This window comes from Streptomyces sp. NPDC055962 (assembly GCF_042270185.1).
In the GTDB taxonomy this organism is placed as follows: domain Bacteria; phylum Actinomycetota; class Actinomycetes; order Streptomycetales; family Streptomycetaceae; genus Streptomyces.
In genome coordinates this window covers 930,097-949,133 of record NZ_JBHJYN010000002.1, presented here as the reverse complement: position 1 = coordinate 949,133, position 19,037 = coordinate 930,097, and the positions used below count along the sequence as shown (strand labels likewise).

Sequence of the window (19,037 nt, the reverse complement as noted above, 5' to 3'; positions counted from 1 at the left end):
CAGCCCCCAGGAGTGCCGCCGATGACCACCGCGTTCCGCCGCCCCAGCGACCGGCGGGTGAGCCCGGTCTTCCTCGGGATCGTCGCCGTCATGGCCGTCTCCGGCTGGGCGGTGTGGACGGACTTCGCCGAGCAGACGGGCTTCGCGGTCTTCCTCTTCGTCACCGCGGGGTGGATCGTCTCGCTCTGCCTCCACGAGTACGCGCACGCGCGTACCGCGCTGCACAGCGGTGACATCTCGATCGGGGCGAAGGGGTATCTGACGCTCAACCCGCTCAGGTACACCCACGCCCTGCTGAGCATCGTGCTGCCCGTACTGTTCGTGATCATGGGCGGTATCGGTCTGCCGGGCGGTGCCGTCTACATCGAGCGGGGGCGCATCAGCGGGCGCTGGAAGCACAGCCTGATCTCGGCGGCCGGCCCCCTGACGAACGTCCTGTTCGCCGTCGTCTGCACGGCGCCGTTCTGGCTGGACGGTCTGGAGGGCGTCCCGCTGACCTTCCGGCTCGCGCTGGCGTTCCTGGCCCTGCTCCAGGTGACGGCGGCCATCCTGAACTTCCTGCCGGTTCCGGGGCTCGACGGCTACGGGGTGATCGAGCCGTGGCTCTCGTACAAGGTCCGGCGCCAGGTGGAGCCGTTCGCGCCCTTCGGGCTCATCGCGGTCTTCGCGCTGCTCTGGATCCCGGAGGTCAACGGGGTCTTCTTCGACGCGGTGGACGCGCTGCTGCGGGGCCTGGGCGTCAGCGAGGTCGAGACGTACTGCGGGCTCGACGCCTACCGCTTCTGGCAGGAGTGGTTCGGTGACCAGGACCCGGGCTGCGCACTGATCCGCTGACCGCCGCCACCGTCGGGGCCGGGGCGGCGCGGAGGAATGCGGCTCCCCCGCCGCCCCGGGGGCCTTCGCGCAGCGCGGCAGGAAGGCGACCGGGAGCCGGAGGGCGCCTACCGCGCGGCGGCCTCCGCGCGGTACCTGCGGAGGTAGAACCACGCCATGTTCGAGGAGAGGCCGACCAGCAGCACCCAGACGACGCCCAGCAGGATGCCGCCCTGGACGAAGGAGACCACGGCGGCGGCGATGGCGAGGACGCAGACGACGAGGGAGTAGAGAGCGAGGCGGGGCATGAGGGCTGGTGCTCCTGTCCGGGGATGGCGCGGTCCCGTCCAGTGTCCCTCATGCCCGGTTCTGCTCCCGGCCGGGCTCACACGTCGGTGGTGCGCAGCCCCGCGTGTGCCTTGTAGCGGCGGTTGACGGAGATCAGGTTCGCCACCAGGGACTCGACCTGGTGCGCGTTGCGGAGGCGCCCGGCGAAGACGCCCCGCATGCCGGGGATGCGGCTCGCGAGCGCCTGCACGGTGTCGGTGTCGGCACGGGCCTCGCCCAGCACCAGCACGTCGGTGTCGATCTCCTCGATCGTCTCGTCCTGGAGCAGCACCGCCGAGAGGTGGTGGAAGGCGGCGGTCACCCGGGAACCGGGCAGCAGGGCGGCGGCCTGCTCGGCGGCGCTGCCCTCCTCGGGCTTCAGGGCGTAGGCACCCTTCTTGTCGAAGCCGAGCGGGTTGACGCAGTCGACGACGAGCTTGCCCGCGAGCTCCTCGCGCAGCGACTCCAGCGTCTTGGCGTGGCCGTCCCACGGCACGGCGACGATCACGATGTCGCTGCGGCGGGCGCACTCCGCGTTGTCCGCGCCCTCGACGCCGTGGCCCAGTTCGGCGGCGGCGGCCTCGGCACGGTCCGCGGCGCGCGAGCCGATGACGACCTTCTGCCCGGCGCGGGCGAAACGGTAGGCGAGGCCCCGGCCCTGGGGGCCGGTTCCGCCGAGCACGCCGACCGTCAGGCCGGACACGTCGGGCAGGTCCCAGGGGTCCTTGGCGGGGGGCTTGGGTGCGCTTCCACTGTCATTCGTAGTCATGGCGCCGACCCTACTGCGAGGTAGGGAGGGCGTTCCGGCGCCGGCGGCGCTCGGCGGAATCCGTCACGGCGACGAGGACGAGCGCGGCGAGCACCGCCACCGGTCCGGCCAGGGCCCTCACGGGGTACCAGGCGCCGCCGGCAGCTCCCGCGGACGAGAGGGTGGACGAGGTCACGGCGCTCGCCCGGAGGATCAGGCCTCCCACACCCCGCATCCGGATCATGCGGGGCGTCGCGCTCCTTCGCAGCCATGCGGGCGCCCGGCCGCGAAGGAGCGCGAGGGACAGCGGCAGGACCAGGAGTGTCCAGCCGAGGGACCGGGCCCAGGCGAAGGTGTGTGCGGCGGTCATGGCCTCATCGTGCCGGCGGCGGCCGGGGGTGGCAGGGCCGCATCCCGGCAGTTCCCGTACGAGTGAACGGCCGCGTTCCGGCAGCCCCGGGCCGAAGGCCGGGGCATGATGCCGGGCCATGGATGCTGTGCGTGTCGCGTTGCTGCGTGAGGTGCTGGCCGGCACCGAATGGCCCACGGCGGCCCGGGTGTTCGCCCGGACGCTGCGGTCGTCGGTCGTCCCGCAGGGCGGCGGGCTGCTGCTGGTGGGGACCGAGGTCTACGAGCCGTGGCACATGGCCGCGCACCTGGTGGACGAGTCGACGTGGTCGGGGCTGCCGCAGCTGCGCCCCACGCTCGTACGTCACCGGGTCGAGCCGGACGACCCGGTGCACCTGGCCGTCGGTCTGGGCCGGATCGAGGCGGCGGGGCGCGGCGAGACGCTGCTCGTGGTGGCACCGGAGCGGCCGGACGGCGGCCTGCTGGAACGGGTCCACGACGCGCGCCGCGCGGGGGCGACGGTCCTCTCGCTGGACGGCGGCGATCCCGAGGTGCGGGGTCTCGCCCACGAGGCGCTGACGGTCTCCGACGACGACGAGGTCGACCTGGACACGGTGCAGCACCTGGTCAGCGCGGCGGCCGGGGAGAACGGCGCACCGTCATCCCGGGGCCGCCGGACGTTCCGGGACCGCCTCTCGCGCCTGGCCGACCAGCTGACCGCTCCGCCGCCGGCCCGGTGGTGACGGGCCGGCGGACGGAGGGCCTCCCGCGCACCGGGCCGTCAGGGGCGGTACCCCGGAGCGGTGAGCGCGTCGGCGACGAGGTCGAGGTGGCGTGCCGTCTGTGCGGGCTCGATGCCCGCCACCGCGGCGAGGGAGACGCCCAGCAGGAGTGTGGTGACGTCGTCGGCGTCGATGTCCGTGCGCAGCGATCCGTCGTGCGCCCCGGCGCTCAGCAGCCTCTCCACGGCTTCACCGATGCGTACGCGGGTGGGGAGCAGCGGCGCCGTCCTTCCGGCGGTGGGGCCGATGCGGGGGTCCTTGTGCATCGCGTGCTTGGTCGCGGAGAAGGCGAGGTAGCGGTCCATCCACGCGCGGAGCGCGGCGCGCGGGGGCAGTTCCCCGAGCAGGGCGGAGGCCGATGCGGCCACGGCGTCCAGTTCGTTCTCGTAGACCGCTTCCACCAGCGCGTCGCGGGTCGGGAAGTTGCGGTAGAGCGTGGCGATCCCGACGCCCGCCTGCCGGGCGACGGTCTCCAGCGCCACCGGCCCGGTGGCGGAGGTGAAGGCGGCCCGGGCCGCCTGGACGATCTTGTCGCGGTTACGGCGTGCGTCGGTCCGGGCGGCACGCGGTGTGCCGGATTCCGGGGAGGCAGGGTCGCCGGCGGCGCGCGGAACCATAGTGGAGGATTCCTCCGCTTCCTGTTACGGTCGTAGAAGTGGAGGATTCCTCCACTCCCCCTCAGCATCTCACACCCGAGGACGGCCCCCCTTGACCTCCCCCGCCTCCCCCCTGCCCTCCTCACCGACCACGGCCACCGGCGCCCCCCGCGCCGGAGGGGCCGGCCGGCTCGGCGACCGCACCGTCTCGCGCATCGGCTACGGCGCGATGCAGCTCCACCGGATGACCGAGGACCGCGCCGGTGCGCTGGCCCTCCTGCGCCGTGCGGTCGAACTCGGCATCGACCACATCGACACCGCGCAGTTCTACGGAAACGGCTACTCCAACGACCTGATCCGTGAGGCGATCCGCCCCCAGGACGGCGTCGTCGTGGTCAGCAAGGTCGGCGCCACCCCCGACCCCGGCGGTCCCGCGCCGATGCGGTACGCCCAGCACCCGGCCGAACTCCGCGCCGACGTCGAGGACAACCTCAGGAGCCTCGGCCTGGACCGGATCCCGCTCGTCAACCTGCGCCGCGCCACCACGTCCGGCTTCGGACTGTCGGCGGGCCCCGACCAGATCGTCGACCTCGACGACCAGCTCGCCGAGATGGCCGCCCTGCGCGACGAGGGCAAGATCGGCGCGATCGGCCTGAGCACCATCGGCCTCGACGACCTGCGCCGGGCACTGCCGGTGGGGATCGCCTGCGTGCAGAACGCCTACAGCCTGCTGGCCCGCGAGGACGAGGAACTGGTGCGGACCTGCACCGCGCACGGCATCGCCTGGGTGCCCTACTTCCCCCTCGGCAGCGCCTTCCCCGGCCTCCCCAAGGTCACCGAGCACCCGGTCGTGCAGGAGGTCGCCCGCTCCCTCGGTGCCACCCCCGCCCAGACCGGGCTGGCCTGGCTCCTCCACCACACCCCGGGCACCCTGCTGATCCCGGGCACCGCAGACGCCTCCCACCTCGAGGCGAACGTCGCCGCGGGCGCCGTCACACTCGGCCCCGAGGCCCTCGCCGCCCTGGACGCGATCCACACGGACTGACCGGGACGACGGGCCACCGGGACGACCGCGGGATCCGGGACGACCGGGAAACCCAGGCGGCCCATCGGCCACCGGAGGGGCGACAGCATCCGCCGCCCCTCCGGTGCGCCCGTCGGACCCCCGGTCCGCGTCAGCCCTGGCCCGGTGTCCCGCCTTCCGGGCCCTCCGGCCGGTCATGCCACTTCGGGTCGTTCTCCCACTCCAGGTTCCGCTCGCGCGCCGTGTCCATCGCGCGCTGCGCCTCCCCCGGCGTGGCGTACGGGCCGAAACGGTCCTTCCCCGGGCACTCGGGGCCCTCCTCGACCTTCTTGTGCTCCAGGCAGTAGTACCATTCGCCCGGTTTGCCCACCGTGCGCTTCTTGAACAGGGCCATTGCGGGATCCTTTCCTCGTTGCCATGGTGCCCCGAGGACGCTGGTTAGACTCGCTGACATGTCTGGCCAGTCGCTCCTCGTACCAGGGGAGATCACTCCCGTCCGTTCCGTCCCCGGAAGGATCCGGCGCCCCGAGTACGTGGGGAAGCCCGCTCCGACCCCGTACACCGGGCCGGAGGTCCAGGACTCCGACACCGTGGAGCGCATGCGGATCGCGGGCCGTATCGCGGCGCAGGCGATGGAGGAGGCCGCCAAGCACATCGCCCCGGGGGTCACGACCGACGAACTCGACCGGGTCGCCCACGAGTTCATGGTTGACCACGGGGCCTACCCGTCGACCCTGGGCTACCGGGGCTTCCCGAAGTCGCTCTGCACCTCGCTCAACGAGGTCATCTGCCACGGCATCCCGGACTCCACCGTCCTGCGCGACGGCGACATCGTGAACCTCGACGTCACCGCGTACATCGACGGCGTGCACGGGGACAACAACGCCACCTACCTCTGCGGCGACGTCGACGAGGAGTCGCGCCTCCTCGTGGAGCGCACCCGGGAGTCGCTGAACCGCGCCATCAAGGCGGTGCGGCCCGGGCGGCAGGTCAATGTGATCGGGCGCGTCATCGAGTCGTACGCGAAGCGGTTCGGCTACGGGGTGGTCCGGGACTTCACCGGGCACGGGATCAATTCCTCGTTCCACTCCGGCCTGATCATCCCGCACTACGACAGCCCGCACGCCACGACCGTGATGCAGCCCGGGATGACCTTCACGATCGAGCCCATGCTGACGCTCGGGACCCACGACTACGACATGTGGGACGACGGCTGGACCGTGGTCACGAAGGACCGGAAGCGGACCGCGCAGTTCGAACACACACTGGTGGTGACCGAGACCGGGGCCGAGATCCTGACCCTTCCGTAGGGCACCCCCGGAGGCGGCCACTCTTACCGACAGGCAGTCGGAAACCTGTTGACTTAGGTAAGCCTAAGTAGGAGGATCAGCATATCGGTGCGCGGCGGCGTGCACAGCTGCTGCCGGTATGCATGTTTCTGTCCGGACTTCCCGTCCCCCTCGGTCCCCGGAGGCCCGCCTTGGACTCGACCGCCACCACCCCCTTCTCGACCCTCATCCGCACCGCGTCGCACGAGCAGCACACGGAGGCCGAGTCCTCGACCTTCATGAGCGACATGCTCGGCGGCCGGCTCGGCGTGGACGCGTACACGCGGTACACCGAGCAGCTGTGGTTCGTCTACCGGGCGCTGGAGGACGGTGCGCGGACCCTGGGCGAGGACCCGGTCGCCGGGCCCTTCATCCGGCCCGAGCTGATGCGCACGGCCGAGCTGGAGCGCGATCTCGCCCATCTGCGGGGCGAGGGATGGCGTGAGGGCCTGGAGCCGCTGCCGGCCACCGCCGCGTACGCCGCACGGGTCGCGGAGTGCGCCGGGGACTGGCCCGCCGGATACGTCGCGCACCACTACACCCGCTACCTCGGGGACCTCTCGGGCGGCCAGATCATCCGCGGCACCGCGGAGAAGACCTGGGGCTTCGCGCGCAAGGGTGACGGGGTGCGGTTCTACGTCTTCGAGCAGATCCCCAACCCCGCCGCCTTCAAGCGGGAGTACCGGGAGCTGCTGGACGCGGTGAACGCCGACGACCTGGAGAAGCAGCGCATCGTCGACGAGTGCAAGCGCGCCTTCGCGCTGAACACCGCCGTCTTCCACGAGCTCGGCGCGGTCTTCCCGCTCAGCGCGTAGGACGGCCCGTCCGGTTCAGGACGTGACCACCAGAAGGACGCGGCCCCCGACCTCCATCGTGCCGTCCGGCGCGGGTGCGGTGAGGATCTGGGAGCCGCGTCCTTGCGTGATGTTGAGGGCCCGTCCGAGCTCCGCGCTCAGCAGCATGGCCGCGGCACCCGTCGCCTCGTCCTCGTCGATGCCGTCGTCGCGGCGCGGGAAGGCCCGCGCCCGTACGCGGCCGGCGGCCTCGTCCTCCCAGGCCCAGACGTAGAGCCAGCCCTCGCCGGGCGGCGGCCCCGTCAGGGCCTCGACCTCCGCGACCGACGCGTACCGCTCCAGCGCCCTCGGCGGCGCCCACTCGGGGCGGGCCGTGATCCAGGTGAACTCGCCGTCCTGGCGGGCCGTCACGTCCCCGACCGGCAGTTCCAGGACCTCCACGTCGAGCAGCCAGGCGGCTCCGACGAGCGGGTGTCCGGCGAACGGCAGCCGCAGCCCGGGGGTGCGGATGTCGACGGTGCCGCGCTCCGGGTCGTCCACGAACACCGTCTCGCTGAAGCCGAGCTTCCGCGCGAGCGCCTGCCGGGACTCGTTGTCGGGGTACCTGCGCCCGTCGCGCACGACACCGAGCGCGTTGCCGTGGCGGCCGTCCGGTCCGCAGAACACGTGCAGTACGTCGATGCCCGCGGGTACGTCGTAGTCGTTCACCCGGTCATTCAAGCACCGCCCAGCACCCCCTCACGCCAACGGGCCGTACCGGCACGACATGCCGGTACGGCCCCTTGTCCCGCGGGGACGGGATCAGACCGTGCGGCGGCGGCGTGCCGCGACCACCACGCCTGCACCGGCGGCCACGACGACACCGGACGCGGCGATCAGCGCGCCCGCCGGGAGGCCGGCGCCCGTGGAGGCGAGGGAGCCGGAGCCTCCCACGGTGCCGCCGCCACCGACCGTGCCGCCACCCACCGTGCCGCTGCCGGCGTCCGTGGAAGCGTCACCGCCGGTGCCGCCCGATCCGCCGGTGCCGCCGGGGAGTTCGGCGTCCTCGTCCAGGGCGACGGAGACGGTCAGGTCGTCGAGCCGGGTGCCCTCGGCGTACATGCCTCCGAACGCCTTGGTGCCGTCGGCGGTCAGCGTGGCCGGTACGGCGGAGAGGGTCACCACACCGTTCTTCGTGGCGAGTTCACCGCCGGGGAGCTTCAGGTCGGCGACGGCGAGGTCGGTGTGGGTGGTGACCTTCCTGGTCTCCCGGTCCTTGGTGGAGACGTCGGCCACGAGCGTGCCGATGCCGTCCTCGACCCGGACCTGGAGGCCCGTGAGGGAGAGGTCGAGCGTGTAGGCGCCGCCCTCCTGGTGGCCGAGGAAGCGGACCGTGCCGTCGAACTCTGCGTCCAGGGTCTGCTCGTCGGCGTCGAAGTCGCCGGTCGCGTCGGGGAAGCGGTAGCCCGCGGCCGACGCGGTGGCGCCGCCCGTGGTCTCGACCTTGCCGTCGGCGATCGGGCCGGTGACGTACGAGCGGAAGGACTCCTTGACGCCCCAGTCCAGGGTGCCGTCGACGAGTTCGCCCTGCTCGGCCGCGGGAGTGGTGACCGATGCGGAGGGACTCGGGGAGGCCGGGGCCGTGGGCTTGTCCGTGGGGGTGGCCGTCGGCTTCCCGGTGGGCTCCTTCGTCGGCTCCTTGCCCGGTTCCTTCGTGGGCTCCTTCGTGGGCTCCTTCGTGGGCTCCTTCGTCGGCTCCTCGGTCGGGGGCGCCGTCACCGCCTTGACCGACAGGGTGGCCGGGTCGAGGGTCTCGCCCTCCGCGTACATGCCGTTGAAGGCCGCCGAGCCGGCCTTCGTCAGCTTCGAGGGGATGTCCTCGAAGACCATCGCGCCGCCCTCGCCCTGACCGGGCCGCACGGCCGACAGGTCCAGTTCGGCGAACGCCACGTCGTTCTCGGTGCCCTGCGGGGTCTTCAGATCGACGGTGATGGCACCGCCCGTGCCGCTCGTGGTGACCTTCACGTCGGAGAGGGTGATGTCGAGGACGCCGCCGTGGGCGTTGAAGTTGACGCTGCCGTCGAAGGCGGTGTCGGTGCCGTGGGTGGTGGTGTCGTAGGTGCCCGTGCCGTTGCCGAAGGTGAAGACCCCGTTGCCGGGCGCCTGGGTGGCTCCGTCCTTGACGGTGACCGTGCCGGCGCCGCCGATGTATCTGCGGAAGGACTCCTTGAAGCCCCAGTCGAGCGTGCCGTCCGTCAGCTCCGTCGTGGCCGAGGGTGCCGCCTTGTCGACGGCGAGGGCGGGGAGGGCGAACGTCGCCCCGAGGGCGGCCGCGGTGGCGACGGCTGCGGCGAGGGCTAGGGGGCGGCGGTTGGCTGCCATGGCGGTGGCTCCTGGTGGACGTGGGTGATGAGGGAGGGAGGTCAGGTGTTCCGAGCCGCACGGCGGCGACGGGCCGCGTACAGCACGGCGGCGAGCGCCGCGGTCAGAGCGGCCCCGCCCCCGACGAGGAGGGAGGTGCGGGGGCCGGACTCCGCGGCCACGGGCTGGGCGGCAGGGGTCGCGGCGGGCCGCGTCGCGGTCGCTCCGGACGGTTCCGCCGCGCTGCCCGGATCGGGCAGCGCGGGCAGTTCCGCCCTCGCGTCGACGGCGACGGCGAGGGAGACCGGGTCCATCGCGGTGCCGGCCTTGTAGAGGGAGCCGAAGGCCTCGGCTCCCTCTGCGGTCAGGGTCGAGGGGGCCTCGGTGAGGACGGCGAGCCCGTCCTCGGGTTCGAGGTCCCCGGCGGCGAAGGTGACGAGCGGGACGGCCTCGTCGGTGCTGCCACCGCGGGTGACGTCCGCCAGGAGCGTGCCCCTGCCCGAGGCCACCCGCGCCGTGAACGCGGCGAGTTCGAGGTCCAGGCCGTCGGCCCCGGTGAAGCGGACGCTGCCGGCGAAGCCGGCGTCCAGCGTGTGCTTCACGGCGTCGTAGGTGCCTTCGCCCCGGGGGAAGCGGAAGACCGCCCCGCCGTCCTGGGCCCCGCCGGCGAGCGTCCATCCGCCCCGGCCGACGGAGCCGGTGACGTACTCGCGGAAGGTGCGGCGCACACCCCAGTCCACGGCGGCGTCCTCGACACGGCCCGCGGTCTCCTTCTTCTTCACCGCGGAGGGCGAGGGCGAGGGTGAATTGGACGGCTTAGCCGGCGCGGGCGCCGTCGTGTCGACGGAGAGGCTGACCGGGTCCAGCGGGGTCCCTGCCGCGTAGTAGCCGGCGAACGCGCTCGCGCCCTGCGACGTGAGCGTCGCGGGGACACCGGTGAGGCCGACGGGCGTGGAGCCGCCCTTCATGTCGATCCCGGAGAGGCCGAGCGTGGCCAGGGGGACCTGGGACGAGCTGGTGACCCTGCCGCTCCCCCGCGTCCTGCTGGCCATGTCGGCGTAGAGAGTGCCGGTGCCGCCGGAGATCCGGACCGTGGGGCGGCTGATGGTGAGGTCGAGCTCGTTGCCGCCGTCCGCCTGCCGGTGCCCCACGAAGTGGACTCCACCGGAGAAACCGGCGCGGAGGTCCCCGCTCGCCGGGTCGTAGGAGCCGGTGGCCGAGTGGAAACGGAACTGGCTCCTGCCGACCGTCGCGGCTCCGCCGGTCAGGCTCCAACTGCCGTGGGCGATGGGCCCGGTGACATAGCTCTGGAAGGAGGACTTGATGCCCCAGTCCAGCCGGCCGCCCTGCACCGTGCGGCTCGCCGCCTGCGCGGCGGTCGCCGGGAGCAGCGCTCCGGGCAGCACCGCGAGGAGCGCGACGGTGAGCGCGCGGACGGATCGGGACGACGGCATGGGGCCCTCCGGACTGACAGTGAAGTAAGGCTAGCCTAAGCTTAGTGAGGTGAGGCTAACCTAATATCTCTTCAGCGTGCGCCGGAACCCCTCCGGCCTCTCACGTCCGCAAGACACCCCCAGGACGGTGCACCCGTGCGTTTTCCCCAGACATCCGCCCCGGCGGGCCCGAGAGCCGTACGGCGGTACACCGGCCCGCCCCGGATCCTGGCCGTCGCCGTGACACTCGCGGCGGCCCTGGCCGGATGCGGTACGGGAGCACCCGGCGGGCGGACGGCAGGCACGCCGGCCGCCTCCGCGCCGGCGGACGCCGTGGAGCCGCTGACCGGTACGCCCGAGCCGCTGCTCCCCGTCACCGTGCCCTCGGCCGACGGCGGCGACGTCACCGTCACCTCCGCGGACCGGATCGTGCCGCTCACCGGATCGCTCAGCGAGATCGTGTTCACCCTCGGACTCGGCGAGCGGGTCGTGGCGCGCGACATCACCGCCACCTTCGAACAGGCCGGCAACCTCCCGGTCGTGACCCGCGCCCACGACGTGTCGGCCGAGAGCGTGCTCTCCCTGCGGCCGACGGTCGTCCTCGCGGACACCACGACGGGCCCTGCCGAGGCCGTCGCCCAGATCCGGGACGCGGGCATCCCCCTCGTCGTCGTCGAACCGGCGGGCGGACTCGCCGACGTGGGCCGCCGGATCGGGACCGTGGCGGCGGCCCTGGGCGTCCCCGCCGCGGGAGAGACCCTCCAGACGCGTACGGAGTCCCGTATCGCGGCCGTACAGAAGACGATTCCCGCGCGCCGGGAGGACGGCGGGCCACGCGTGGCCTTCCTCTATCTGCGCGGCTCGGCCTCCGTCTACCTGCTGGGCGGCCGGGATTCCGGGGCGGGTTCGCTGCTCGAAGCGGCGGGAGCGGTCGACGCGGGAAAGGCCTCCGGGCTGACGAAGGACTTCACGGCCCTCACCAGCGAGGCCCTCGCGCAGGCGGCACCGGACGCGATCCTCGTCATGACCAAGGGCCTCGACTCGGTGGGCGGCGTCGACGGGCTGGTGAAGCTCCCGGGTGTCGCCCAGACGCCCGCCGGGATGGACCGCCGGATCGTCTCGATCGACGACGGGGTACTGCTCAACTACGGGCCGCGCACCGACCGGGTGCTGGCCGAACTGGTCGAGCAGCTCTATCCGGAAGGCGGGGACCGTACGTGACGGCCACCCCGTACGGCGGGGCCGGCACGACGGCCGCCCCCGTGGCCGCGCGGCGCGGGAAGGCGTTCGTCCTCACCATCGCCCTGACCGCCGCGCTGCTCCTCGCGTGCCTGCTCTCCGCGGGACTCGGCGCGTACGGCATCCCGCTCGCCGACGTCCTCTCCTCCGTCCAGCACCGCGCCGGCCTCGGCGGGCAGGCCCTGGACCGGGTCGGCGAGAGCGTCCTGTGGAACGTACGCCTGCCGAGGGTCGTCCTCGCCCTGCTCGTCGGCTCCTCCCTCGGCTGCGCGGGCGCGCTGATGCAGGGGGTGTTCGGCAATCCGCTGGCGGAGCCCGGAGTCATCGGGATCTCCTCGGGCGCGGCGGTCGGCGCCGTCGCCTCGATCGCGCTCGGGCTGACCTTCTTCGGCACCTGGACGGTCACCGTCTGCGCGTTCGTCTCCGGTCTCGCCACGGTCCTGCTCGTGTACGTGCTCTCCCGCTCGGGCGGCCGGACCGAGGTGGTGACCCTGATCCTCACCGGGATCGCCGTCAACGCCTTCGCGGGCGCCCTGATCGGCCTGTTCATCTTCTTCGCCGACAACGCGCAGATCACCCAGATCACCTTCTGGCAGCTCGGTTCGCTGTCCCAGGCGACCTGGCCGAAGGTCCTCGCCGTACTGCCGTGCGCGGTGCTGGGGCTGCTGGTCGCCCCGTTCCACGCCGGGAAGCTGGATCTGCTCGCGCTCGGCGAGCGGCCCGCCCGGCATCTCGGCGTCGATGTCGAACGGCTGCGGATCGTGCTCGTGCTCGTCGTGGCACTGCTGACCGCCGCGGCGGTCGCCGTCGCCGGGATCATCTCCTTCGTGGGGCTGCTCGTGCCGCATCTGCTGCGGATGGCGAACGGCCCGGGCCACCGCTTCCTCGTCCCGGGGAGCGCGCTGGGCGGCGCCCTGGTGCTGGTCGTCGGCGATCTCGCCGCGCGGACCGTCGCCGACCCGGCCGAGCTCCCGCTCGGGGTGCTGACGGCGCTCCTCGGCAGCCCGTTCTTCTTCTGGCTCCTGCGCAGAACCCGTCGTAGGCAAGGTGGTTGGGCATGAACCCGTTCACAGCACTGTTCAGGGCCCGCGGCCGGGAACTGCCGTCCCCCGTCCCACCGGGCTCCGCCGCCGCCGAGGCGGCCGGGGTGGGTGTCGTGCTGGGCGGGCGGCCGGTCCTCGACTCCGTGGAGCTGACGGTCCGGGCGGGCGAGGTGCTCGCCCTCGTCGGGCCCAACGGCGCGGGGAAGTCGACACTGCTGGCGGCACTCGCCGCCGACCTGCCCGTGGACGACGGCGCGGTACGCATCGACGGACGGCCGGTCACGGCCTGGTCCGCGGCCGAACTGGCCCTGCGCCGAGCGGTGCTGCCGCAGTCCGCCGCGCTCGCGTTCCCGTTCCCGGTCGAGGACGTCGTACGGATGGGACGGGCGCCCTGGACGGGCACGGCCGGAGAGGAGGAGGACGACGCCGCGGTCGCGGCGGCGATGGCCGCGACGGAGGTCGGGAAGTTCGCCGCCCGTCCCTTCTCCGCGCTGTCCGGCGGCGAGCGCGCCCGCGTCGCCCTGGCCCGGGTCCTCGCGCAGCGCGCCCCGCTGCTGCTCCTGGACGAACCGACGGCCGCGCTGGACCTGCGCCATCAGGAGCTGGTCCTGCGGATCTGCCGCGAACGGGCCGCCGCCGGGGACGCGGTGGTCGTGGTCCTGCACGACCTGGGCCTCGCGGCGGCGTACGCCGACCGGGCCGTGGTGCTGCACGGCGGCCGCGTCGCGGCGGCCGGGCCGCCCGCCGAGGTGTTCACGGACGCGCTGCTCGGGGAGGTCTACCGGCAGCCCGTCGAGGTGTTCCCCCACCCGCGGACCGGTGTGCCGCTCGTCGTACCGAAAAGGCTTGCTTGACCAACGTTTGACGATCCTGTGGGTTCCCTGTGGGAGGGCCGTGACCAGGCTGTTCCCGAGATCGCCCGATGAGACCCGAATCACAGCAATGACGGGTATCGGTTAAGTAAGGCTCGGCTAAGTTAAGGCCGCCTCACCTGCTGTCGTCCCCGCCGTTCCGACCCTCGTCCCGAGATCTGTGGAGCCCGTATGCGAGCCGTTCGTTCCTCCGTCGTCACCGCTGCCGCGGCGGTGGCCGCACTGACCGCCGTCACGGGCTGCGCAGAGAAGAGCGACGCCAAGAGCGACGGCGCCGTCCAGGTGGTCGCCAAGGACGACTCCTGCGAGGTCTCGAAGACGAAGATCCCGGCCGGCCACGTCGAACTCGCCGTGCAGAACAAGGGGTCCAAGGTCACCGAGGTCTACGTGCTCTTCCCCGACGACCGGATCGTCACCGAGCGCGAGAACATCGGGCCCGGTACCAAGGCGAAGATCACCGCCGAGATCAAGGCAGGTTCGTACGAGATCGCCTGCAAGCCCGGCATGAAGGGCGACGGCATCCGGCAGACCGTGGAGGTCACGGGCGGCAAGGCCGCGGCACGCTCCCCCGAGATGGACCGCGCGGTCGCCGGGTACCGCACCTACGTGCAGGCCCAGGCCGACGCGACGCTGCCCGAGGTGAAGGTCTTCACGGACGCCGTCGCCGCGGGCGACGTCGAGGCCGCGAAGAAGGCGTACGCCGGCTCGCGCATCGGCTGGGAGCGCACCGAACCGGTCGCCGAGTCCTTCGGTGACATCGACCCGAAGGTCGACGTCCGCGAGGACGGCCTGGAGGACGGCCAGAAGTGGACCGGCTGGCACCGCCTGGAGAAGGCGCTGTGGCAGGACGGGAAGCTGGGCGCCGAGGAGAAGGCACTCGCCCCCGTCCTGTACAAGGACCTGCTGGACTGGCAGAAGCGCGTCGGCCGGGCCGACATCACCCCGACCTCGATGGCCAACGGCGCCAAGGAACTCCTCGACGAGGTCGCCACCGGCAAGGTCACCGGCGAGGAGGAGCGCTACAGCCACACCGACCTCGTCGACTTCAAGGCGAACGTCGAGGGCGCGGAGAAGTCCTACGAACTCCTCGAGCCGATCGCGTCGAAGAACGACGCCGCGCTCACCGACTCGCTGGACAAGCGGTTCGCCGCCCTGAACACGCTGCTCGACCGGTACCGCGCGGACAAGGAGTCCTACGACTTCACCGCGTACGACAAGGTCGGCACGGCGGACCGCAAGGAGCTCTCCGACGCCGTCAACGCGCTCGCGGAGCCGCTGTCCAAGCTGGCCGCCGCGGTCACGAAGTAGCGGAGGACGTCATGACGGAGGCCGAGGACACGGGCGGCTCCCCCGCCCCGTCGCGCCGGGCCCTGCTCGGCTGGGGTGGCGCCGGACTCGCCCTGGGAGCCGCGGCGGCGGGCGGCGCGGTCGCCGCCGTGCGCTCCGGCGGGACGGCGGAAGCGGCGTCGGACAGCGGCGCGGCGGTCCCCTTCCACGGGGCGCACCAGGCGGGCATCGCCACCGCCGTGCAGGACAGGCTGCACTTCGCCGCCTTCGACGTGACGACCGAGGACCGGGCCGAACTGGTCTCGCTCCTCAAGGAGTGGACCCGGGCCGCCGAGCGGATGACGGCCGGCCGGGCCGTGGGCGAGGGGGCGTACGGAGGTCCGGCCGAGGCTCCGCCGGACGACACGGGCGAGGCGCTGGGCCTGCGGCCGTCCCGGCTGACCCTCACGCTCGGCTTCGGCCCCTCCCTGTTCGCCGGCGGCCGCTTCGGCCTGGAGGACCGGCGCCCCGAGGCGCTGGTGGACCTTCCGAAGTTCCCCGGAGACAATCTCGACGCCGCCCGCAGCGGCGGCGACCTGTGCGTCCAGGCGTGCGCCGACGACCCGCAGGTCGCGGTGCACGCCATCCGCAACCTCGCGAGGATCGGCATGGGGCGCACCGCCGTCCGCTGGTCGCAGCTGGGGTTCGGCAAGACGTCCTCCACGACCCCGGGTGATCTGACCCCGCGCAACATGATGGGCTTCAAGGACGGCACGAGGAACATCTCGGGCACCGACGACGCCACCCTGAAGAAGCACGTGTGGGCGGACGGGGCCGACGGCACCGGCTGGATGGCCGGGGGGTCCTACCTCGTCGCCCGGCGCATCCGGATGCACATCGAGACGTGGGACCGGGCCCCGCTGCAGGAGCAGGAGGACATCTTCGGCCGGGACAAGGGCGAGGGCGCCCCGGTGGGCAAGGCGAAGGAGCGCGACGAGCCGTTCCTGAAGGCGATGCTGCCGACCGCGCACGTGCGGCTGGCGCACCCGGACACCAACGACGGTGCGACGATCCTGCGCCGCGGCTACTCCTTCACCGACGGCACGGACGGCCTGGGCAGGCTCGACGCCGGCCTCTTCTTCCTCGCCTACCAGCGTGACGTGCGCAGGGGGTTCATCCCGGTGCAGCGCAGGCTCGCGGCGTCCGACGCGCTCAACGAGTACATCCAGCACGTGGGTTCGGCGGTCTTCGCCGTCCCGCCCGGCGTCCGCGACACGGACGACTGGTGGGGCCGGACGCTGCTCTCATGACCGACACCGTGGAAGGACCGGCATGTTCGGCAACTATCTGATCGGGCTGCGCGAGGGCCTCGAAGCCGGCCTGGTGGTCTGCATCCTCATCGCCTATCTCGTCAAGACCGGGCGACGGGACGCGCTGCGCCCGGTGTGGACCGGCATCGCCATCGCCTGCGCGCTCTCGCTGGCGTTCGGCGCCGCGCTCGAATTCGGCTCCCAGGAGCTGACGTTCGAGGCGCAGGAGGCGCTCGGCGGGTCTCTGTCGATCGTGGCGGTCGGGCTCGTCACCTGGATGGTGTTCTGGATGCGGCGCACCGCGCGGCACCTCAAGCGGGAGCTGCACGGCAGGCTCGACTCGGCCCTCGCGATGGGCACGGGCGCTCTCGTCGCCACGGCGTTCCTGGCGGTGGGCCGTGAGGGCCTGGAGACCGCCCTGTTCGTCTGGGCCTCGGTGCGGGCGAGCGGGGAGGGATCCTCCTCACCTCTGATCGGGGTGCTGCTGGGCATCGCGAGCGCACTCGTGCTGAGCTGGCTCTTCTACCGGGGCGCACTGCGGATCAACCTGTCGAAGTTCTTCACGTGGACGGGCGGCATGCTCGTGGTCGTGGCGGCGGGCGTCCTCGCCTACGGCGTGCACGACCTGCAGGAGGCGCGCTTCCTCGGCGGCCTGGCGGACAAGGCGTTCGACGTCACGGCCACGATCCCGCCGGACAGCTGGTACGGCACCCTGCTCAAGGGGGTGTTCAACTTCCAGGCCGACCCGACCGTCCTCCAGGTCACGGTGTGGGCGCTGTATCTCGTCCCCGCACTCACGCTGTTCCTCGCCCCGGTAGGGTTCAGGCGGTCAGTGCGGACGACGGATCAGAAGGCGCAGAAGGCAACGGATGAGAAGGCTGGGTCGACTGGCGGCGGGGCTCGGGACGGCGACGGTACTGGTCGTGACGGCGAGCGGCTGCGTGACGGTGCACGGTGAACTGGAAGTCGTGCCGGGGGCGACGAAGTCCGAGGCCGCCCAGGCCCTGGAGGACTTCACCGTCGCGTACAACAAGGCGGACAAGGCGTACGATCCGGACCTCGACGCCGACCGGGTGACGGGCTCGCTGGGCGCGATCAACCAGGCCGGTCTGGTCGCGCGGCAGAAGAACAGTCCGGAGGGCAACGCGCGCCATGAGCCGCTGGAGCTGACGGACGCCTCCTACGCCATCCCCAAGAAGGCGGGCTGGCCCCGCTGGTTCCTCGCGGACACCGACTCCAACCGCGACAAGGACGGCGGGAAGCTGGACACCCGCTGGCTGCTGACGTTCGTGCGCACCGGGCCGGACGCCCCCTGGAAGGTCTCCTACCTGGCGGTCGCGTCCCCGTCCGAGATCCCGAAGTTCCGCGAGGACGAGGACGGCTGGGCGCAGCCCGTCCCCTCGGCGGACACCGACGCCGCCCTGGCCACCCCGCCTGCGGAGCTCAGCACCACGTACACGGACTACCTCAGGGACGGCGCGCCGGACGTGTTCGCCCCGGGGTCGATGACCTCCGGCTGGCGGGACGCGCGGAAGAACACCCGCCGGGCGGGCTTCTCCTACCAGTACGACGACCGGGCGCTGGACTCCGGGACGTTCGCGCCGCTGGGCCTGACGACGGAGGACGGCGGGGCGCTGGTCTTCTTCAGCAGCAAGCACTTCGAGCGGCAGACGGCGGCGCAGGGGCTGCGGCCGACGGTCACGGCCGACGTGCGGGCGCTCCTGACGGGCGAGGTGAAGAGCACCCTCACCAAGGAGCGGGTCTCCAGCCAGCTGGTCTACGTGCCGAAGAAGGGCGCGGGCGGGACCGGCGGCACGGTGCGCGTGCTGAACCGGCTGCCGGGTCTGGTCGCGGCGCAGGGCTCCTGACCGCCGCGGACGGCAGGGCCCGGTCGCCCGACGGTCGCGCCCGCCGGTCCGGCCGGCTCAGCGGCTGAGCGGCCAGGCCACCGAGTCGTGGTGCAGGTCGTTCTCGTCCGCCGTGTCCGCGTACTGCGCGCAGGCGTCGGTCAGGGTCTCGAGCAGGGTCAGCGGGTCGGGCAGCGGGTGCTCGGGTCCGCGGAGCCAGTGCACGTCCAGCTCGCCGGGGAGGCGTGCGGGCGGCACGAGCACGTAGCTGCCGCGGCAGTGCCAGCGCAGCCCCGGATGCTCGTCCATGGTCTCGGGGTGGCAGTCCAGCTCGCACGGCCACCATTCGTCCTCGTCGTCCGGGGTGCCGCGGGTGGCGGTGAAGAAGAGCATCCGGTCGCTGCCGGACCGGGCCACGGGCCCGACGTCGATGCCGGCGGCGGTGAGCCGCTCCAGGGCCGCCTGACCGGCGGCGAAGGGAACGTCGAGGACGTCGTGGATCGTGCCCGTCGCGGTGATGAAGTTGGCGAGGGGCTGGTTGGCCGCCCAGCGCTCGATCTGCGCGCCGTCCGTCGTCGACTGTGTCTGCCATGCGAACGAGACGGGGTGCCGGGCCGGGGTGGGGCAGCCGATGCGGTCGCACGAACATCGGTACCCGGAGGGGTACGCGGCGGGCGAGATCGGCATTCCTGCCTCGGCGACGGCCAGGAGCAGCGCCAGCCGGGCCGCGTCGTCGGCCTCCGGCTGTGGTCGGGGCCGCCTGCGCAGCCACTGGGAGATCCTGCCCTCTGTGCCGCGATAGCGGCCGGAATCGGCGCCCATCTATCCCCTCACCTCAGCGGTTTCCTCTCCATGGTCCCACCATCCTGCTCCTCGGGTGGCCAGAGTTCCCAAGCGGGGTGCCCGGGCCGCCCCGCGGAGGCCGCC

At 72.7% G+C, this 19,037-nt stretch carries 21 protein-coding genes; 12 read left to right on the top strand and 9 right to left on the bottom strand.

Translation table 11 applies throughout. The features are described 5' to 3' along the window. Positions 1-21 precede the first annotated feature (21 nt). Positions 22-834 carry a site-2 protease family protein gene (locus ACFC51_RS09530; protein ID WP_376372951.1) on the top strand — a complete coding sequence of 271 codons (813 nt, stop codon included), beginning with the start codon at positions 22-24 and terminating at the stop codon, positions 832-834. 107 nt (positions 835-941) lie between these two features. Here the strand turns inward: ACFC51_RS09530 and ACFC51_RS09525 are convergent, their stop codons facing one another. The 3 genes from ACFC51_RS09525 to ACFC51_RS09515 form a co-directional block, all read right to left on the bottom strand. Continuing rightward, positions 942-1,121 carry a hypothetical protein gene (locus ACFC51_RS09525; protein ID WP_376372954.1) on the bottom strand — a complete coding sequence of 60 codons (180 nt, stop codon included), beginning with the start codon at positions 1,119-1,121 and terminating at the stop codon, positions 942-944. Positions 1,122-1,198: 77 nt separating this feature from the next. Further along, complete coding sequence (gene npdG / locus ACFC51_RS09520) at positions 1,199-1,909, bottom strand: NADPH-dependent F420 reductase (protein WP_376372957.1); 711 nt, start codon at positions 1,907-1,909, stop codon at positions 1,199-1,201. A 10-nt stretch (positions 1,910-1,919) separates the two neighbouring features. Further along, the gene (locus ACFC51_RS09515; RefSeq protein WP_376527834.1) at positions 1,920-2,258 is read right to left on the bottom strand and encodes a hypothetical protein; all 339 of its coding nucleotides are present in this window, start codon (positions 2,256-2,258) and stop codon (positions 1,920-1,922) included. 118 nt (positions 2,259-2,376) lie between these two features. On the opposite strand from ACFC51_RS09515, the gene ACFC51_RS09510 reads away from it, so the two are divergent. Next, positions 2,377-2,979, top strand: coding sequence for a hypothetical protein (locus ACFC51_RS09510; RefSeq protein WP_376372963.1), 603 nt, complete (start codon positions 2,377-2,379; stop codon positions 2,977-2,979). Positions 2,980-3,017: 38 nt separating this feature from the next. Here ACFC51_RS09510 and ACFC51_RS09505 read toward each other — a convergent pair whose 3' ends face one another. Further along, positions 3,018-3,635 (bottom strand): TetR/AcrR family transcriptional regulator, encoded by a 618-nt coding sequence (locus tag ACFC51_RS09505; protein ID WP_376372966.1) that lies wholly within the window; start codon positions 3,633-3,635, stop codon positions 3,018-3,020. Positions 3,636-3,726: 91 nt separating this feature from the next. Here ACFC51_RS09505 and ACFC51_RS09500 point away from each other — a divergent pair, with 91 nt between their 5' ends. Then, a complete protein-coding gene (locus ACFC51_RS09500) occupies positions 3,727-4,659 on the top strand; it encodes an aldo/keto reductase (protein ID WP_376372969.1) in 933 nt (310 codons plus the stop codon). 130 nt (positions 4,660-4,789) lie between these two features. Here ACFC51_RS09500 and ACFC51_RS09495 read toward each other — a convergent pair whose 3' ends face one another. Further along, a complete protein-coding gene (locus ACFC51_RS09495) occupies positions 4,790-5,032 on the bottom strand; it encodes a hypothetical protein (protein WP_376372972.1) in 243 nt (80 codons plus the stop codon). Positions 5,033-5,090: 58 nt separating this feature from the next. Between ACFC51_RS09495 and map the strand changes: the two genes are divergently transcribed. Further along, complete coding sequence (map, locus tag ACFC51_RS09490; RefSeq protein ID WP_376372975.1) at positions 5,091-5,948, top strand: type I methionyl aminopeptidase; 858 nt, start codon at positions 5,091-5,093, stop codon at positions 5,946-5,948. A 170-nt stretch (positions 5,949-6,118) separates the two neighbouring features. After that, positions 6,119-6,781 (top strand): heme oxygenase (biliverdin-producing), encoded by a 663-nt coding sequence (locus ACFC51_RS09485; protein ID WP_376372977.1) that lies wholly within the window; start codon positions 6,119-6,121, stop codon positions 6,779-6,781. A gap of 15 nt (positions 6,782-6,796) precedes the next feature. Here the strand turns inward: ACFC51_RS09485 and ACFC51_RS09480 are convergent, their stop codons facing one another. The 3 genes from ACFC51_RS09480 to ACFC51_RS09470 all read right to left on the bottom strand — a co-directional run bounded on the left by ACFC51_RS09480 (position 6,797) and on the right by ACFC51_RS09470 (position 10,554). After that, positions 6,797-7,468 (bottom strand): PhzF family phenazine biosynthesis protein, encoded by a 672-nt coding sequence (locus ACFC51_RS09480; RefSeq protein ID WP_376372980.1) that lies wholly within the window; start codon positions 7,466-7,468, stop codon positions 6,797-6,799. Positions 7,469-7,561: 93 nt separating this feature from the next. Then, entirely contained in the window at positions 7,562-9,121 is a 1,560-nt protein-coding gene (locus tag ACFC51_RS09475; RefSeq protein WP_376527832.1) for an HtaA domain-containing protein, read from the bottom strand. Positions 9,122-9,162: 41 nt separating this feature from the next. Beyond that, a complete protein-coding gene (locus tag ACFC51_RS09470; RefSeq protein ID WP_376527830.1) occupies positions 9,163-10,554 on the bottom strand; it encodes an HtaA domain-containing protein in 1,392 nt (463 codons plus the stop codon). A 135-nt stretch (positions 10,555-10,689) separates the two neighbouring features. Between ACFC51_RS09470 and ACFC51_RS09465 the strand changes: the two genes are divergently transcribed. From ACFC51_RS09465 to ACFC51_RS09435, 7 genes are all read left to right on the top strand, one after another. Continuing rightward, entirely contained in the window at positions 10,690-11,754 is a 1,065-nt protein-coding gene (locus ACFC51_RS09465; RefSeq protein WP_376527827.1) for a hemin ABC transporter substrate-binding protein, read from the top strand. Further along, positions 11,751-12,833 carry a FecCD family ABC transporter permease gene (locus ACFC51_RS09460; RefSeq protein ID WP_376527825.1) on the top strand — a complete coding sequence of 361 codons (1,083 nt, stop codon included), beginning with the start codon at positions 11,751-11,753 and terminating at the stop codon, positions 12,831-12,833. Before ACFC51_RS09465 ends, ACFC51_RS09460 begins: the two co-directional genes overlap by 4 nt. Further along, positions 12,830-13,669, top strand: coding sequence for a heme ABC transporter ATP-binding protein (locus ACFC51_RS09455; protein WP_376527822.1), 840 nt, complete (start codon positions 12,830-12,832; stop codon positions 13,667-13,669). The genes ACFC51_RS09460 and ACFC51_RS09455 overlap by 4 nt, the downstream gene beginning before the upstream one ends. Positions 13,670-13,858: 189 nt before the next feature. Next, on the top strand, positions 13,859-14,995 hold the full coding sequence (efeO, locus tag ACFC51_RS09450) for an iron uptake system protein EfeO (protein ID WP_376527820.1): 1,137 nt from the start codon (positions 13,859-13,861) through the stop codon (positions 14,993-14,995). A gap of 11 nt (positions 14,996-15,006) precedes the next feature. Continuing rightward, positions 15,007-16,263, top strand: coding sequence for an iron uptake transporter deferrochelatase/peroxidase subunit (gene efeB / locus ACFC51_RS09445; RefSeq protein WP_376527818.1), 1,257 nt, complete (start codon positions 15,007-15,009; stop codon positions 16,261-16,263). A 22-nt stretch (positions 16,264-16,285) separates the two neighbouring features. Further along, complete coding sequence (efeU, locus tag ACFC51_RS09440) at positions 16,286-17,221, top strand: iron uptake transporter permease EfeU (RefSeq protein ID WP_376527816.1); 936 nt, start codon at positions 16,286-16,288, stop codon at positions 17,219-17,221. After that, a complete protein-coding gene (locus ACFC51_RS09435; protein ID WP_376373003.1) occupies positions 17,133-18,131 on the top strand; it encodes a hypothetical protein in 999 nt (332 codons plus the stop codon). Before efeU ends, ACFC51_RS09435 begins: the two co-directional genes overlap by 89 nt. Positions 18,132-18,188: 57 nt before the next feature. Here ACFC51_RS09435 and ACFC51_RS09430 read toward each other — a convergent pair whose 3' ends face one another. Next, the gene (locus tag ACFC51_RS09430) at positions 18,189-18,932 is read right to left on the bottom strand and encodes a bifunctional DNA primase/polymerase (protein ID WP_376527814.1); all 744 of its coding nucleotides are present in this window, start codon (positions 18,930-18,932) and stop codon (positions 18,189-18,191) included. Positions 18,933-19,037: the final 105 nt, after the last annotated feature.